The sequence below is a fragment of the Pseudomonas sp. YeP6b genome (assembly GCF_025642995.1).
Classification (GTDB): domain Bacteria; phylum Pseudomonadota; class Gammaproteobacteria; order Pseudomonadales; family Pseudomonadaceae; genus Aquipseudomonas.
In genome coordinates this window covers 4682830-4698982 of record NZ_CP080090.1, presented here as the reverse complement: position 1 = coordinate 4698982, position 16153 = coordinate 4682830, and the positions used below count along the sequence as shown (strand labels likewise).

Genomic DNA, 16153 nt, shown 5'->3' with positions numbered 1-16153 from the left:
ATGCAGGTTAGAAATTGACAACAGCCACCCAAGCCTCGTGCATGGCTGTTATCTTGCTCTTCGGGTAGAGATAATGACGTTTTAAAGCATTTATCTCGTGCTCAAACGCTAGCGCCTATGTCTCACGACACCACAACCACTTAGAAATAATTAAACGGTGATCAACTCAAACTAAACACTTTAAATAATGCTTTGGTATGCTCGGGGCAACATTAATAACTCAGCTCAGCGCTAAGTCATCAATCACGCCCCCGCCAACAATGTAAAAAATTGATTTTTTCAGAAGAGCCTTCTCCATTCATGGGTTCTTCATTAGTGATTCACAAGGACGTATATGTCAAAACTAAAAGAGAATAAAGTATTTACTACCAGTCAGACCAGCAAGGCTTACGAGCAGGTCAATAGTTTTCACCATGGGTATGACCGTGGCGGGCCTGTTCTGGTGAATGGTAAGCCTTCGTTCACCGCCGACCAGGCTGCGGACGAATTACTGCGTAAAGGCGCAAGCTGGCACGATCAGAACGGGGACGGAAAAATCAGCCTCAGCTACACATTTCTGACCTCCAAGCCCGCTGACTTCAACCCGAACCTGGGTAATTTCAGTGAGTTCAATGCAATGCAAAAGGCCCAGACAGTGCTCGCTCTGCAGTCTTGGTCTGATGTTGCCAATGTGACCTTCGCTGACACCCCTGGCGGGGCCGATGGTCACCTGACGTTTGGCAACTACAGCAACTATACCGGCGGTGCAGCCTTCGCGTACTTGCCAACCGGTGGTTCACGTGACGGTCAGTCCTGGTATTGGGTCAATGATCAGTATCAGGTCAACACCACGCCGGACAACGGTAACTACGGCCGGCAAACGCTCACCCACGAAATTGGCCACTCCCTGGGGTTGTCTCACCCCGGCAACTACAACGCTGGAAACGGCAACCCGACGTACAACGATGTCACTTATGCTGAGGACACGCGTGGCTATAGCCTCATGAGTTATTGGAGCGAAAGTAATACCCAGCAGAATTTCAGTGGTACTTATTCGTCAGCGCCGTTAATGGATGACATCGTGGCGATCCAGAAGCTCTACGGGGCGAACCTGGATACCCGCAGTGACCACACCGTTTACGGGTTCAACTCGAACACCGAGCGCGACTATTACACGGCGACCGCATCCAGCGACAAACTGGTGTTTTCGGTGTGGGATGGCGGTGGTAACGACACCCTGGACTTCTCCGGTTTCAGCCAGAACCAGAAAATCAACCTCAATGCAGGTTCGTTCTCCGATGTGGGCGGCCTGGTGGGTAACGTATCTATTGCTCATGGTGTAACGCTGGAAAACGCGATCGGAGGCGCTGGCAACGATCTCTTGATTGGTAATTTGGCGGCCAACATTCTTGAAGGCGGTGCCGGGAACGACATCATCTATGGGGGTGGCGGTGGGGATTCCTTGTGGGGCGGTGCCGGGGCAGACACTTTTGTGTTCGGCCAAGCTAGCGACTCGACGATGACAGCGCCTGCCTGGATCATGGACTTCACCACAGGGCAAGACAAAATAGATCTGTCAGGCATTGCCGCGTTCTCGTCGGCCAGCGCGACGCTGAACTTCGTGAGCAGCTTCACAGGTCATGCCGGCGACGCCATCCTGACCTACTTCCAAGAGAGTAATCAGAGCAGTCTGATGATCGACCTCACTGGCAGTGGCCTGGTGAGCTTTGCAGTCGGTACGATCGGGCAGGCCGCGACGACTGATATCATCGCTTAAGCCATCGCTGTTTTGCAGTCTTAGAAATTAGACCTCCAGCTGACGGGTTATAGATGTTCTATCCGCCAGCACTCGGAGGTCGCCCATGAACTGCTGACGTAATCGTCGAGGCTCTCGGGGAGCAAGGTGCTTTGACCGCGATATTCGCCTTGAATGAAGCGTTTCATCAGGCAATACCTGCGTTAAAATCTCCAGCAATCATACACGCGATGACATTTATGAAAGCGCCGAGACTGACTAAGACACATGCCTCTCACAGAGCTCAAAAGCTAGGGGAGCTTGGCTGGACTGTTAAACATGAATTCAAGGCTGACAACGAAACATACGAGTGGTACTTGGAATGGGAGCACGTTGAAGAGCCTCCATTACTTTCCTCACAAGATAACTGAGATAAACCCAGCCTCGAACGCTCCTGTGACTGATTAAGGTTGGCAGATTTAACGTTGCAGATCTAAGTACGGTGGATGCGTTTTTACACTGTCTCGGCCGCAAGCAACCACCCACGAAGGGCTGCTTCCGACCCATAGCGGACGGTGGTGACAGCTAGAAATCGGTCTTGAGGACATTCAAGAGGAGAAGTCATTGGGATTGCTACGAAGCATCTCATAGGTCAACCCAGCCTCAAAATATGAGGCTCTCCATTCGATAAATCCTGCATGTGGCTCGCACAGCAAGCGAACGATACATCCAGCCTCACCCATTGAAATTTCTTCTACCTCGGCGATATCTCCAGGAGCCGCCTCCCTAGAGTTCAACCAATCAGAGAGCACTACCGTTGCTCGGTCAACATTGATCAGCTTTATGATATTGCCTTTGGAGAGTGTCATGCCGTCTCGCCTAAACTTGTGCCGGTATCTGGTTTGTAAACGCATTTTGAGATTTAAGGAAGGGCCGCATCTGGCCAATTACCGCCCTTTTTGATCGGTGGCTTCGGGTCGAAAGCTGTCAGTCACCACTGACCGCAATCGACCCATTGCTGCCATTGACAACTGATTAAGCCAGCCAAGCAAGCCGGTCAAATGAGGCGACACAACCTGAGGCCATTGAGTAGGTTGCACCGCGCAGACTCAACGGAACTCGAAGAGTTCGAAGTGCAGATTAGCTTTCGGGATCCGGTTGATATCCATCAGTTCATGCACCTTGGCCAGTAAACCTTTGGGGCCGCAAAAACTGATGTGAATCTTGTGTGGTTGGGTTTGAGTCACCGCTTGGCGCAAGGTTTCGGCCAACGGTTCGATGCCACCGACATTACGAACGAATTGTGCCCCGCGCATCTTAGTCATGGCTTGCAACTCCTCGGGCGCAGGGAAAGCGCGCGAGGGCGTGAAGCAATAGACCAGCGTCGCTTTTTCGAAGTCTTTTGCGTCTGGATCTTGCAACCAAGAAATAAAAGGCGAAATGCCCACACCTGCGCCGATCCAGATTTCCCGCTCGGCCTCAGAGGCGCGTTTAAAGCGTCCGTAAGGGGCATAGAGCGTCGCGCACATTCCGACTTTTGCGCACTCGCACAGCTTTTTGGTGTAATCCCCCAGCCCTCTGATCATGAACGCAATCTGCCCATTCGCACCGTTGGCGCTGGCTATCGTGAAAGGGTGTGGCTCGCGCAGACCCTTTTGCTGCATTGCCAGAAACGCGAACTGCCCAGCTTTGAAGTCAAACCCTTTATGGATCGGCTCCAGTGTCAAATGCAGTGCTTCATTGACTCTATTCACGGCTGTCACCCGGTACTCGCCCGCACGGGCAACAAATGGATAGAGCACCAGCTTGTAGAGGGCGGCGAGCACGCCCAGTGCGCAGAACAGCGTCAACCAGATACCCGAGGGGCTGAGCAGGGTGATCGGCGATTTGAAACTGAGCCAATGCAAGATCACGATCAGGAACAATGGGCCGGAGAGCTTGTGCCACCATCGCCATAGGCGGTAAGGAATGTTGCGGTTCAGCGCCAGCAGCACGATCAGACCCAGTGCGACATAGCTCAACTGGCGTACCAGTCGCGTCCAGTATTTGGGTAGTTCCAGGATAGGCACGCTGTTCCAAACATCCAGATTCGCCTTGAACACAAAATGATATGAGGCAAACACGAGCGCCCATATGCCTAGCCACTTGTGCGCCTCATAGACGCGATCCAGGCCGCCAAACAGACTCTCAATTACGCCCCAGCGACTGGCCAGCAGGCAGGCAGCTGCCATGTAAACCAGTGCGCTAGTCCCGAGAATCAAGCTAAGGGTTGCTGACGTCAGCCAAGTATCGACAGGTATGTCTATCAGCAGCAGTGCTGCTGTAATCAGCAAGATGGCGAGTATGCAGTGCGAGGCTTTCAACGCGAATGCTCCAATTATCAATCCGGTGTTAAAAGACTGAAATCTCACCTTCCTTGGAATTTTCAGGGGCTTCAGACCCTAGCAGAACGCTGAAACAGGGCTATGACCTCAGTCATGATCAGGGCGAAAAACCAAATGAGTCCGCTCGTACACACCACCACTCTGCATACTGGGCATCCCTACGTGTTTCCTGAACACTTAGACCAACATGTCCTCTTTGCTTTTTTATTGGGCAATTGCTGCCCTCCGTAAAGGGCAGATTGGGGTCGAATGCAGACGTAAGCGAGTGACTGCCAGGACCCAACGGGCGCGAGCACACGCATCAGACTTAAATAGGTTCTATCCCCTCAGAGTAATGATGTCGGGCATCGCGCGGCGGGACGGCGTTGGAGGCGCAAAGATGGCTGGAGACGAGGGCGCTTTTTCTTGTGATGTTTTGAAACGTTGATTGAAGGTCAATGGCATAGAGGCATTTTTGATCTATTACGGGCTCACGACTTGGTGAACATTAAAACAACGCCATCGCCTTTATAATGTCCGGACGCTCCCCACGAAGCCGCCGCATCGAGAAACGCATCAACCGATGCGTTTTCCTAGCCTGGAGTGCCTGGCCCATAGGGCGATGAAACCAGCGAATCTTCGATTTTGTCCGTTTACGATCCAAGGCGAGCGCTTAATCGACGTTCTCAGAATCTCCTGATGCCACTGACAAGATCGCCCCATATCCGCCTTCCTCCGGAACATATGAAGCAAATTGGCTACTGCCGTCCTTTTGTACCCAAAGACGCCCACACATCGAGCATTCGTAAACAGCTGACATCCGGTGAGCGTGGATGCTGTATATCCGGCTTTCCAGTTCTTCAGTAGCGTTAACCCATGGTGATAACTCGCTAAATGCATCAGCTATCTTGACCTGGTCTCCCGACTCGGCAGCTTCCATTAAGGGTTTGAGTGCTTGATGCACCTCATCCCAAAATGCGTTCTCTGCCTCGTCGCGAAGCAGGCTCGCCTTATAGGGCAAGCTGTCCGTCTGATCGACAATTACATGCCCACATTTGCAGCGCAATTTGCTCATTTGCGGTTCAATTCCTTTGAGTTCGCCTACGTCATTAAATAGCGGACAATTCTTTGGCAAAAGTCTCGACTTGGGTGGGGGTGACCAACAAAGACCCATTTATCTGCCAATCGCAGTCGTCATCTGAAGTAGAGCCCAAGTAGACACGCAGGAAAACGAACCCCGCAAAGGCGGGGTCCAGGCAAATGGAGAAAGCTAAATCTTGGCTTTCGGATAGCCAGTCTTGCGAGTCCCCTTCTTCAAGCAGTACTACCGAGGCGAAGAACTCGTCAAGTGGATGCCGGTTATCCGATGCGCAAATTCTTTCCGATGTAATTTCTGCGTGCAGAGCCGTACCGGCGAGACGAACCACGATGCAGCCGGTCCGGCCGCTTGGGCATGGCATGATGGTCAGTCTCAGCCCATCCTGTTGCCTTATTTCTGCTGACATTACTGCACCGTTATCAGGGATGAACTGCACGATACTAATCAAGCACGCGCTGAATATTCAAAGGTTAGTTAGCATGTTTAATGCGCGTCAATCACAGGCGGCAATGCGACGATTGACCCGCTCCCATCAGACCTCGCAGCCACTCTTTACTGAATGGCTGTTCCCGGCCGGTAGCAGCGCTTCATGACAGGCTACTACCGGCCGATTCTATTGAAAAAGTCGATTTTTCAGGAAACGTGACGTTGAGCTTGGCCTCATCAAAGAACCTATTAAGTGGTTTTTCGGTACTTCGTTGACCGTTGCTGCTTTGTCAGTGGGTTGATTTGAGGGTTTTTGCTTGAAGCAGGCGTACCTACCCTGTGGCGGGTGCCCCTTGAGGTGTAAGTTTGGCCAGTCGGCGCAGGTTCTGTACCGCATCCGCTAACGTGAACTCATCGGTCGCGCCACTCATCCCTCGTAGTCGCAAGTGATCCAGTTTCAAATTGCGCTTGAGGTGGGCGAACAACATTTCGACCGTCTTGTGTTCGTGACGAGAGCGCACATATTCCGGCGTCTTCGCGATTCGCCGAGCCACATCACGAGCCGCGTCATGAACGCTACGGGCGATCTTACGAACCGAAGTTTTCGGGCTGCACTTGGCTTTCATCGGACAGGTCGCACAGTCGGTTTGTCTGGATCGGAAGATGATGGTGTTGGCTTTAGTGAGGTGCGAGCGTTCGTTCTTGAAAGCTCGCCATTCGCTGCGCAGTACGTTGCCGGACGGGCAGCGATACTCGTGCGCCTCTTCATTCCAGTGAAAATCGTTGCTGGAGAAACTGTCGTTCTTTCGCTCGGTTTTATCCCACACCGGCACATGTGGCTCGATATCTTTCTCTTCCACCATCCAGGCCAACATCGGTGCTGTGCCATAAGCGGTGTCGCCGATTAAGCGATCCGGTTTGATGTCGAACAACTCTTCTACTCGATCAATCATGGTTTTGGTGCTCTCGACCTCGGCCGTTCGATGAGCCGGTGTCAGTTCTACGTCCATGATCACGCCATGCTCGACATCAATCAGGTAGTTCGTTGAGTAGGCGAAAAACGCTGGGCCGCCCGGGGCGGCCGTCCAACGGGATATAGGATCAGTCAGCGATAAGCGCTTGGGAAGTACTTCAGCCAGCGGCTCTTCATCGAGTGCTTCGAGGTACTCACGTACGGCACGCGTACTGAGCGATGGGTCGCTCCAGTTGACCTCCTCATCACCAGATACGCCGCGCTGCCGACTCGCATCTGCCTTGATGATGCTGACGTCCACGGCAAAGCCTTCCCCATTGACCAGACCTGCTTTCATGCAGCGACGCAACACTTCATTCAACAGCCAGCGAAACAGATCGCTGTCCCGGAAACGGCCGTGTCGATTCTTGGAAAACGTCGAGTGATTAGGTACTTCATCCTCAAGGCTCAACCGGCAGAACCCGCGATACTTCAGATTCAAATGGGCCCCTTCACACAAGCGCCGTTCGGAGCGAATGCCATAGCAATAGCCCACGACTAGCATGCGGATCATCAGCTCAGGACCAATCGAAGGACGCCCAATCGGGCTATAGAAATCGGCGAGGTAGTGGCGCAGGTCGCTCAGATCGAGACACCGATCAATGCTACGCAGGAGATGATTTTTTTGGGATGTGGTCTTCAAGATTGAACGAATGAAACAGCCGATCCTGCCCACTCGATAACTGTCCCATCATGCTGCGTACTCTCCCGCTGGCCGATGAGCAGATTGTGCCTTAGACCAATCAGGAGAGCTATTTTTGCAAAAGGACAGTTCATCATCTGCCTGATGTAAAAGGCAGTTCGCCGAGAGAAGTTTCGTGTGCCTTGATTCCCGAATGTGGATGAAGAAGACTCCATCCATTATCTGAGGTCGAACCAACGACCGACGTTGTCGAATCGGGATTACTTTTGAGCATGGGGCCGACGATGCAGGGAAAAACGTTCGAAATAGTGCGAATAGATCAAATCCACGAAATTGTTTCGCCAACCGTAGAGTTACTTTTACAGCCGTTAGGGTTCGAAGTTCAGGGCCCGCTGTCCTGGCTTCGTAGCGTCAATGCTCCCATTCGCCAACTCTTTCGCCTTGAGCAGTGGAAAGGCGGCGCGCTAGCGCCGTCATGGGCTCTGTCACTGGACTTCGTTCCCCATCTTTCCGGCAATGAAATCAAATGGCACAGGACGTCAAAATCAGCACGACCTGATCTGACTTTCGATGTGCGAGATCGAGCGTTTGATATCTCATACAGCTACGGACCTGATGTCATAGCAACCAGCGCACCCAATATCCTCCGGGCTGCCATTCCAAAAGCTGAATCGTTTTGGAACGAGGCTCGTTCGATAGCCGGCCTGCCTAGTGCTTTCGAGCGGGTCAAGCAGCACTTGTCGACTGGTGGCCTGGGTTTCTACAACTACATACAACATCCTCTTGCATACGCGTTTGTATTGGCCATGAACGGCAAGCCCGACACAGCCGAAGAAGAGTTTCAACGCTATTCACCGCGTCTTTCAGAGGCGGCTCGAAAAAAACTCCGCAAGTTATTCATTGATGCAGGCGGTCACCTTGGCTAAGCGAGTACGAGTGTTTTCAACAGAATCGGTCGAGAGCAGACGCTGCAAGTAGCCGAAGTTGACTCTCCAAGATGCAGCACTGCAGCATTCGACCACTCTTTACGCTCCCCCCTGGAAACCCATGCCTAACCCTGTAGATATCGATGAGTTGCTTGCCCGCGTCAGAGACGAGGCGTCGTTCATTCTCTTCATCGAGGCGCTCGGCGCTGATTTTGCCCGTGAGCGTTTATTGGAACAGGCGTCGCCTTCATCGCCCTATGGGCCAGGTGCGCTAGGTTGGGAAAACGCGTCGGTTGACGCGTTTCTCGATGCGGCGGCTGCGTGGGCAGCGTCCAGCACGCGACCTGCCCAGGCGGCCCCAGTGGTATCGAACGTATGGCAGCGCTGTGCAGCCATTTTGTTGGCCGGGAAGTTCTATGAGTGACCCGAGCACGACCTTCGCACCTGACCGGAAGAAGCCCATGAATGGAGCATTACCGACGAACGACCTCAAAAAGCTTTTGGCGCAAGCCGAAGCCGACGGTTTAACGCTGAACGATCTCGCCGCCACTTATGAACAGTACCGTATGGCGCCGCAAGAGGTGCTGAACGAGCTTTCCATCGCAGTTGCCAAGGGCTATCTGGACGGGACGTTGACGTATGAATTCTGCGACGGCGTCATGAACGGGATCATAGCTGCCCTCGTTGATGTTGGGATGAACCGTGAAATGCCTGAGCCAGCCTTTTCGCTTTATCAGGCGTTCGATCAGGGTGGATGGATACGCAGTAACGACCCGCCCGGCACCGATCCCAGTGAGAAATATGCGAAGCCGTTGGTCCTGCAAATAATTAGTGACTTTATAGGTTAGTTGTCATCAGTGTGTTGCCACCTGTCCGTGACGCCGGTGGATTCGCGAGCTGCGCGTAATTAGTCATTGTTCAACCTTGCTATTGCCCAACACAGCCCCATAACTACCCCTGTACCCGTTCAGCACAAGGACAAACCATGACCAACCAAACCGAAACCGCCATCCTCGCCGGCGGCTGCTTCTGGGGCATGCAAGACCTGTTGCGACGCTACCCTGGCGTGCTGAGCACGCGAGTCGGCTACACCGGTGGCGATGTGCCGAATGCCACCTACCGCAACCATGGCAACCATGCCGAAGCGATTGAGATTGTCTTTGATCCTGCGGTGATCACTTACCGGTAGATTCTTGAGTTCTTTTTTCAGATACACGACCCCAGCACGCCTAACCGGCAGGGCAATGACCTGGGGCCAGGCTACCGTTCAGCGATTTATTACCTGAGTGAACAACAACGGGACATTGCCGAAGACACCGCTGCCGACGTGGATGCCTCCAAGTTATGGCCGGGCCGGGTGGTCACTGAAATAGAGCCGGCGGGGCCGTTTTGGGAGGCAGAGCCGGAGCATCAGGATTACCTGGAGAGGATACCGAATGGCTATACCTGTCACTTCATTCGGCCGAATTGGAAGTTACCGAAGCGTGCCTGAGGGTGAGTAGTACCAGAGAAAAATGGGGCAGACCACGATCCGGGAAACCGTATAAACGTGGTCTGGCCCCGGCCTCCCACACTGGTCATCCCAGGATGGGGACGTAGAGCGAAGAATATGCCCATCACACTCAAGTTAGTCCTCGCTCAACCAAGCGACGTAGACGATCTAGTCGCCATTCGAATTGAGGCTATGCGCGAAAGTTTGGAGCGTGTCGGGCGATTTGACCCAGTGCGGGCGCGCGAGCGGTTTGTGAGCGGCTTTGAAGCCCACAACACCCGTTTCATTGAAGTGGCTGGAAACAAGGTTGGCTTTGTGGTGGTCAAGCATCACCCCAATGAACTCGTGCTCGACCATTTATACGTGCGACCGAGCGCGCAAGGATCGGGAATAGGCGCTGCGGTGCTCACTCAGATTTTCAACGAGGCAGATGCGGCGGCACTGCCTATTAAAGTAGGTGCCCTCAAAGAAAGCGCCTCTAATCGTTTTTACACTCGCCATGGCTTCCAGTTCGTCGAAAGCAGCGAATTCGACAATTATTATGTCCGTCAGAACGTTACGACGGGCAACGCAGCTTGCCGGCAGGGTGAAATGCATTGAATCCCACGCCCTCCTTGTAGAGAATCGTCGTCTTTGGCTCGAAAGGATGCGCGCGATGAAGTTCGAAGGGACTTTCCAATACATAGGCAATCACGGGATCGTTTTCAACGTATCGCAGATCATCCTCACCGACAACGAACGCGGACGCCTGCGCGAGCTGCATTTTGGCGAAGCGAAAGCCGCCCACTACGAGGTCAACAGCAAGGTCGTCGAGGTGTACGACAAAATGTTGGCCAAGGGCCTGCCGTGCATGATGATGGTCGGCATCTCCAAGCCGCTGACCCGGCAACAGGGCGATGTGCTCAATGCGCAACGCACCAAGGTCGCTAACCTTGCCGCCGCGGCCTTCGCTTCCGCCACCTCTTATGTTGCTACCCCTTACGTGGGTGCGCCTGTCGGGGCCGGCGTGCGCATGTATGCCAATCAAATCCTGCCCACCTACCATGCAGGCGATGTACTGGTCAGCATCGAGGCGCAGGTCAACGGCGGTATCGGCCCGCAACGCACCGCCTCGACACTGATCATCAAGACCTGACGGGAGACACCCATGTCCGAAATTACCCAGTTGGTCATTGCCCTGGTGCTGTTCTTTTTGTTGGATCGGTTTCTTAAGTCGTATCCGCTGCGCAAGTGGCTGGGGGTGTTGCTGGTGCTGTGCGGTGCGGTCGGTTGCGTTGCTGCGAGCCAGCTGCGCTTGGTAGGGTTTGATCTAGGATTGTTGTCGATCTTTGCCGTGGCGGTCGGGGTGGGGTTGTTCCTGAAGCGTCGGCGGTTTGAGCAGATTGGCTGAAGGCGGGCCGGCACATGGATAGACTTGAGCGCTTGAACGAACTGCTGCGAGAGCATGACTGTGTCATCGCCATCGACATACAGTTCGAAGACTTCAAATACGACCTGGCGTTGACGCTGTCCGTCGATACAACAGACTGGAATGCCGTGACGATACATTTTCAGGATGTCAGCGCGCTCAACCTCAGCGAGTTTGGCGGCGGAATCACCCAATTTATGCGCCTCAATGTGACGCGCATAGATGATGGGCTCGACAGAATTCGGTATGAGCTCAGAGATGTCAGGCACGAGAAGATAACGTTCAGATTCTTCACCTTCGGTGGGCCGATGTTTGACGGGGCCGCAGGCGAAGCTTGATAACAGTGGTCGCCGCGGCAATGCGGGTGGAGTATTTCGGCGTTAGCGATATTCAAGGCAGAAGGGCGCAGTGATGCAGTCGGAACAGGCCAGGCTGTTGGCACTGGGCTCTGCTTTCTCACCACAGCAATGCTTCGACTTCGTCATATTTGTCAGCCACTTTAAGAAAAGTGTTCGCCCAACCACTGCTGAGACTGAGTTCCTGGAGTGGGCCGGTTACTGCGAATAGCACAGAGACGTCCAACTTTCTGGGAAGCTTTCCCGATCTGAGCACGCTGACCAAAACCATCAGCTCGGCCTTTGCCTGATCCTCGTCTTCCCAGCTGGACCAGCAGAACTCATTGTCGGGAAGCGAGATCAGCTCAATAGCGGCTTCCAGCACATGGATGAGACTTCCAACCGGGTCGTCACGATTGATCTCCCCATGAATCAACTGCCTTACACGGTCATGGTTCATAAAGGGCTGCCGTCTCACTGTGCTCACGCGGGCACTGCTGGAGGGTTTGATTATCGAAATAGGCGTGCCTATCGGGAGAGGTGTTGAGGAAACAGCGCTTCATACGGAGGCGACGAAATACCCAGAACGTTGACCTCGATAACATCCTCGAAGTCCTTCTCCGAGTAATCCAGGATGGCGACGCCTGAACATTCAATAACCAGGCCTTCCTCGGTTTGAACAGACAGTAACAACGCGGACTGATCGCGGTGATTGGTACGGCATTCACTGTGGATCAATCGATACCCAGCGGCGGGCTCGAATGCGCCGAAGGCAACACCCATCGAAGGGTCACCCTGTTCAAGCGCTGAATAACCGACCAAAATCGATCCGCTGTAAATTGAGAAGCGCGCCATGTGATTACTCCTTCATTAGCCGTGCGGCATTGATTATGGTCGCTTCATAGGCATGCTTTTCGAAGGCAAAGGGCCCAACGCCATCGATGATGACGGGCTCTTCATACCCGTTCTCGTAAGCAAAGGCGTACCACGTAAAGCCGTCATCACTCTGGCTGACCTGCACTGAGTAAGCGCCACAACTGATATCGCCGCACTCGGGGCAAACGTACAGCAGGACACGGCCGCTTTCCGTTCCGGCGGGTTCGCGCAAAAGCAAACGAGCGCAAGACAGGTCGTTTGCCTCAGGAAAGCCTTTGACGAAACAGCTCATATAGTCTGAGTGGTCACCGCCAGCGGTGACGAGCGTATTGAGCAACGAACATTGGTTAATCAGAAAATCAATTGAACACCGTTCGGCCACCGCGCAACCGTTCAAGTCGCTTCCCGGGCGAAGCAGTGGTTGAAGTGTGAGGGGGCTGATGTCCATTTTTGCGAGCCTGTATGCGCTGCGAATGTGTGAGGTTACCTAAATAACCGAAGGATGGAAGACGTCAGGTAACGGCTATTAACCTGTAGTTCAACCTTGGTGTGGGCCCGCATGGTTTCATAGCTAAGCCCGTATCAATTGTGGGTACAGCCCATCACCAGCCAACCTCTAAGTTCCTCAGACTCACCGTGCATAAAAAATCTAATTGCATCGCCAAATCGTAATCGAGGCTGGCTTACGCTTACCACTCGATGTCCGGACAAGGAATGCCTCGATGATTCGCCACGCCTCACCCGCAGACGCCAGGGCCATTGCCCAAGTGCACATCAGCAGTTGGCAGCAAGCCTATCGCGACCTGATGCCCGCCGACTACTTGAACTCATTGGGTGCGACGCTGGCCAGGCGGGAGTCGTTTTGGATTAGTTCGATTGAATCCGGCGAATCCAATGTATGGGTCGCGCAGGTGAACAAACAGGTGGTCGGCTGGATATCCGTCGGCGCCAGCCGTGATGAAGACGCTGCTGCGGACAACGCCGGTGAGGTCATGGCCCTCTACGTTGAAGCGGAGCATTGGCAAACCGGCGTTGGGCTGGCGTTGTGGAACGCAGGCTTACAGTTTTTGACTGAACAAGGGTTTCAGCACTTAACGCTCTGGGTCTTGGCACGCAATGAACGAGCGATCCGGTTTTATCGCAGGGCAGGCTGCGTTGAGGATGCGGGGAGTGAGCGCACGCTTGAGCGCGGTGGTGTGAAGCTGGTCGAGGTGAGGTATCGGTTGCCGTGTATTCGGTTGGGTTAGGCGAGATGGGAGGCAGGCCACTTTTTTGAATGTGGCCTGCGCCCGGTCATACCGTTGAACGCTAAGTACCCGCTACAGCCGCCTCCCGCTCCATCAACCTATCCATCAACAAAACCCCCAACTCACTCAACTGGTGAATCGCCAGCGCCACATCGCGCTGTTTCCCGGTCAGGTCCTCCGACAGGTCAAGCAGCAAGGCGGTCACCGAGGAAAAGGTTTCGTAGCTGTTGGTGATCAGTGTTTCGTTGCTGGCGTCGGCGGCAACGCTGAACAAACCCGGCGGTGGTGAAGGTGGGTCAGATTCTGGATTGAGATAGCGATCAATGGTGCGATGCGCAGCCTGATTTAGCTTCAGGTCCGGCTCGCTCGGAGGGTTAGGCGTTATTTTGAACATGCTTGGAATTTCCTACTTTAGGGCCGCCACCTCTGAGCTACTAAACAAAGGGGTGGCAGCTGTGCGCAGGTTAGTAGACCGGGGAATTCCAAAAAAGCCGGCGCGCCCGAGGACGCCCTGCACACAGCCACCATCAAGCACGGACTAGACCGTCCGACAGATGAAGCTTATGCACTGACTGGAATAACCCCAGGCTACTAAACCCGATCACTGAGTTTTCAGCGACCGAGCAACCTTAGAGACGCCCACCCCAGCGCACAAGCCGGCGGATTCTGACGCAAGCGTAGGCAAGGGAGCAAGGCGCTGTCGCCTCGGACTTTCCTGTTTCAGGGCTTGTTGTAGGACATGTCCTTATTGCCCTTTATCCCTGCATCAGTCCTGACACATTTTTATACGTTTAATTGACGCCAGCATTTCGCCATCCTATTATCGCCGCCAATTAGTGGCTCAGTGCCATATAGAGGGATCTAGAAATGTGGCGTTTGGAACGCCGGACCAGGCTTGGCCTGCTGTCCGCTTTTTTTTGCCTGGGCTTTCCCGGCGTGGCACACGCCGCGCCGCCGCAGAACTCCCCGGGCATCACCGATCTGATTCGCGACCGCCAGGACCGCCTGCTCGAAGAGCAGCAAAAGCGCCTCGAAGAACTCAAAGACCTGCCCGGCAAATCCGCCGCGCCTGCAACGCCGACCACGCCCGTGGATACCCGTTGCTTCCCGATCAAAACCATCGAACTCTCCGGCGCCGACGCGCTGCCCGAAGGCGAGCGCGCCGCGCTGATCAAGCCCTATATCGGCCAATGCCTGGGCGTGCCGCAGCTCAATGAAGTGCTCAAGGTCATCACCGACCGCTACTTGGCCAGAGGTTTGGTGACCAGCCGCGCCTACCTGCCACAGCAGGACCTCTCCAGCGGTAATCTCAAGATCCAGGTGGTCGAAGGCAAGCTCGAAGGCTTGAAGGGCGCCGAAGGCAGCGGCATCACCGACCGCCAGTTGGCGATGAGTTTCCCCGGCAAGACCGGCGAGTTGCTCAACCTGCGCGAAATCGAGCAGATGGTTGACCAACTCAACCGCCTGCCGTCGAACCAGGCGCAGATGGAACTGGCGCCGGGCAAGGCCGTGGGCGGCAGCGATGTGCTGGTCAAAAATACCCCGCAGAAGCCCTGGCGCGTCGGGCTGTCGCGCCACAACGGCGGCCAGCGCAGCACCGGCGAACAGCAGTGGGGCGCCAGTCTGGATTGGGATAATCCTCTCGGCCTGGCCGACCAACTGTCGCTGCGCGGCGGCCACGATGCCGTCAGCGATCACCAGAAAACCTCACGCAATTCGATGCTCAATTACAGCCTGCCGTTCGGCTGGTGGACCCTCACCTACAGCTACAACGAGAGCGAATACCGCTCCCAGGCCCAGGCGAATAATTTCACGTTCAAGCAGACCGGCGACAGCCAGAACCACCAGTTGCGCCTGGAGCGCGTCATCCATCGTGACGCCCTGAGTAAAACCTCCCTGAGCACCGGCGTGGCCTACCTGCGCACCAACAACTTCATCGAAGACAGCAAGCTGGCGCTGAGCAGCAACCGCCTCAGCGAAGCCCAGTTCGGCATCAACCACGGTCGCCGGATTGGCAGCTCATTTCTCAACATCGACCTCGGTATGCAAAACGGCATCGGCGCGTTTGACGCTCAAGCCAATCATGACCCCAAACCCGGCCAGGCCGATGCGCGCTATCGCAAATACACCGCCACGGTGAGCTACCTGTACCCGTTCAAGCTGTGGGGCGAGTCGCTCAGTTTCAGCAGCTTGATGACCGGCCAGCACAGCGAAGACGTGCTGTTCAGCCCGCAGCGCATGAGCCTGGGCGGGCAGTCGTCGATTCGCGGCTACAAAGACCAGATGCTCGCCGGCGACAGCGGCGGTTACTGGCGCAACGACCTGCGCTGGAGCCGCCCGGTGACCTGGGCCTGGCTGCAACCGGTGTTCAGCGAATACGGCACCAGCCTCGGTTACGACCAGGGCGTGATCAGCCACGGCCGCTACAACGCCGAGCAGCATGGGCGAATGAGCAGCAACTCGCTGGACCTGTTCGCACGCGGCAAGAACGTCGCGGCCACGGTGACCTTTGCCCACTCTTTGGAACGACCGGCTGCTATCACGGAACGTGAAGCGCCGATCTATTTCCGTATGGATTTTTTCCTTTAAATTTTTTACCGCCCTCGGGCATC

18 protein-coding genes and 3 pseudogenes are annotated in these 16153 nt (G+C 54.7%); 11 read left to right on the top strand and 10 right to left on the bottom strand.

All coding sequences use genetic code 11. The features are described 5' to 3' along the window. Positions 1–334 precede the first annotated feature (334 nt). Complete coding sequence (locus KZH41_RS21105) at positions 335–1756, top strand: serralysin family metalloprotease (protein ID WP_094953897.1); 1422 nt, start codon at positions 335–337, stop codon at positions 1754–1756. An 86-nt stretch (positions 1757–1842) separates the two neighbouring features. On the opposite strand, the pseudogene KZH41_RS21100 reads toward KZH41_RS21105, so the two are convergent. The 6 genes and pseudogenes from KZH41_RS21100 to KZH41_RS21075 form a co-directional block, all read right to left on the bottom strand. Beyond that, positions 1843–1923 (bottom strand): annotated as a pseudogene (locus tag KZH41_RS21100) (hypothetical protein); the annotation flags it as partial. Between the two features lie 399 nt (positions 1924–2322). After that, on the bottom strand, positions 2323–2583 hold the full coding sequence (locus tag KZH41_RS21095) for a hypothetical protein (protein WP_242151418.1): 261 nt from the start codon (positions 2581–2583) through the stop codon (positions 2323–2325). 240 nt (positions 2584–2823) lie between these two features. Further along, complete coding sequence (locus KZH41_RS21090; RefSeq protein ID WP_242151415.1) at positions 2824–4077, bottom strand: ferric reductase-like transmembrane domain-containing protein; 1254 nt, start codon at positions 4075–4077, stop codon at positions 2824–2826. A 673-nt stretch (positions 4078–4750) separates the two neighbouring features. Beyond that, positions 4751–5152 (bottom strand): hypothetical protein, encoded by a 402-nt coding sequence (locus KZH41_RS21085; protein ID WP_263273640.1) that lies wholly within the window; start codon positions 5150–5152, stop codon positions 4751–4753. Between the two features lie 34 nt (positions 5153–5186). Then, complete coding sequence (locus tag KZH41_RS21080) at positions 5187–5612, bottom strand: DUF6228 family protein (protein WP_242151407.1); 426 nt, start codon at positions 5610–5612, stop codon at positions 5187–5189. Positions 5613–5934: 322 nt separating this feature from the next. Next, a pseudogene (locus tag KZH41_RS21075) lies at positions 5935–7309 on the bottom strand (transposase). 220 nt (positions 7310–7529) lie between these two features. Between KZH41_RS21075 and KZH41_RS21070 the strand changes: the two are divergent. The 8 genes and pseudogenes from KZH41_RS21070 (at position 7530) to KZH41_RS21035 (ending at position 11421) form a co-directional block, all read left to right on the top strand. Then, positions 7530–8183 carry a hypothetical protein gene (locus KZH41_RS21070; protein WP_263273639.1) on the top strand — a complete coding sequence of 218 codons (654 nt, stop codon included), beginning with the start codon at positions 7530–7532 and terminating at the stop codon, positions 8181–8183. Positions 8184–8304: 121 nt separating this feature from the next. Continuing rightward, the gene (locus KZH41_RS21065) at positions 8305–8607 is read left to right on the top strand and encodes a hypothetical protein (protein ID WP_242151401.1); all 303 of its coding nucleotides are present in this window, start codon (positions 8305–8307) and stop codon (positions 8605–8607) included. After that, a complete protein-coding gene (locus KZH41_RS21060; RefSeq protein ID WP_263273638.1) occupies positions 8600–9031 on the top strand; it encodes a hypothetical protein in 432 nt (143 codons plus the stop codon). Before KZH41_RS21065 ends, KZH41_RS21060 begins: the two co-directional genes overlap by 8 nt. A gap of 137 nt (positions 9032–9168) precedes the next feature. Beyond that, a pseudogene (gene msrA, locus KZH41_RS21055) lies at positions 9169–9675 on the top strand (peptide-methionine (S)-S-oxide reductase MsrA). Between the two features lie 117 nt (positions 9676–9792). Then, positions 9793–10275: a GNAT family N-acetyltransferase gene (locus KZH41_RS21050; protein WP_242151391.1), complete on the top strand. Its 483-nt coding sequence runs from the start codon at positions 9793–9795 to the stop codon at positions 10273–10275. Positions 10276–10330: 55 nt separating this feature from the next. Further along, positions 10331–10810 carry a hypothetical protein gene (locus KZH41_RS21045; protein WP_242151387.1) on the top strand — a complete coding sequence of 160 codons (480 nt, stop codon included), beginning with the start codon at positions 10331–10333 and terminating at the stop codon, positions 10808–10810. A gap of 12 nt (positions 10811–10822) precedes the next feature. Next, on the top strand, positions 10823–11065 hold the full coding sequence (locus KZH41_RS21040) for a hypothetical protein (protein ID WP_263273637.1): 243 nt from the start codon (positions 10823–10825) through the stop codon (positions 11063–11065). A gap of 14 nt (positions 11066–11079) precedes the next feature. Then, complete coding sequence (locus KZH41_RS21035; RefSeq protein ID WP_263273636.1) at positions 11080–11421, top strand: hypothetical protein; 342 nt, start codon at positions 11080–11082, stop codon at positions 11419–11421. 118 nt (positions 11422–11539) lie between these two features. Here KZH41_RS21035 and KZH41_RS21030 read toward each other — a convergent pair whose 3' ends face one another. The 3 genes from KZH41_RS21030 to KZH41_RS21020 all read right to left on the bottom strand — a co-directional run bounded on the left by KZH41_RS21030 (position 11540) and on the right by KZH41_RS21020 (position 12742). Then, positions 11540–11878 (bottom strand): hypothetical protein, encoded by a 339-nt coding sequence (locus tag KZH41_RS21030; protein WP_263273635.1) that lies wholly within the window; start codon positions 11876–11878, stop codon positions 11540–11542. A gap of 68 nt (positions 11879–11946) precedes the next feature. Continuing rightward, positions 11947–12273 (bottom strand): hypothetical protein, encoded by a 327-nt coding sequence (locus tag KZH41_RS21025; protein ID WP_263273634.1) that lies wholly within the window; start codon positions 12271–12273, stop codon positions 11947–11949. A 4-nt stretch (positions 12274–12277) separates the two neighbouring features. Further along, positions 12278–12742, bottom strand: a complete 465-nt coding sequence (locus KZH41_RS21020) for a hypothetical protein (RefSeq protein ID WP_263273633.1) — start codon at positions 12740–12742, stop codon at positions 12278–12280. 274 nt (positions 12743–13016) lie between these two features. Here KZH41_RS21020 and KZH41_RS21015 point away from each other — a divergent pair, with 274 nt between their 5' ends. Continuing rightward, positions 13017–13541, top strand: a complete 525-nt coding sequence (locus KZH41_RS21015) for a GNAT family N-acetyltransferase (protein ID WP_242151370.1) — start codon at positions 13017–13019, stop codon at positions 13539–13541. Positions 13542–13602: 61 nt separating this feature from the next. Here the strand turns inward: KZH41_RS21015 and KZH41_RS21010 are convergent, their stop codons facing one another. Then, the gene (locus KZH41_RS21010) at positions 13603–13935 is read right to left on the bottom strand and encodes a DUF6124 family protein (RefSeq protein ID WP_094951521.1); all 333 of its coding nucleotides are present in this window, start codon (positions 13933–13935) and stop codon (positions 13603–13605) included. 473 nt (positions 13936–14408) lie between these two features. Between KZH41_RS21010 and KZH41_RS21005 the strand changes: the two genes are divergently transcribed. Then, positions 14409–16130, top strand: coding sequence for a ShlB/FhaC/HecB family hemolysin secretion/activation protein (locus KZH41_RS21005; RefSeq protein ID WP_094951520.1), 1722 nt, complete (start codon positions 14409–14411; stop codon positions 16128–16130). Positions 16131–16153: the final 23 nt, after the last annotated feature.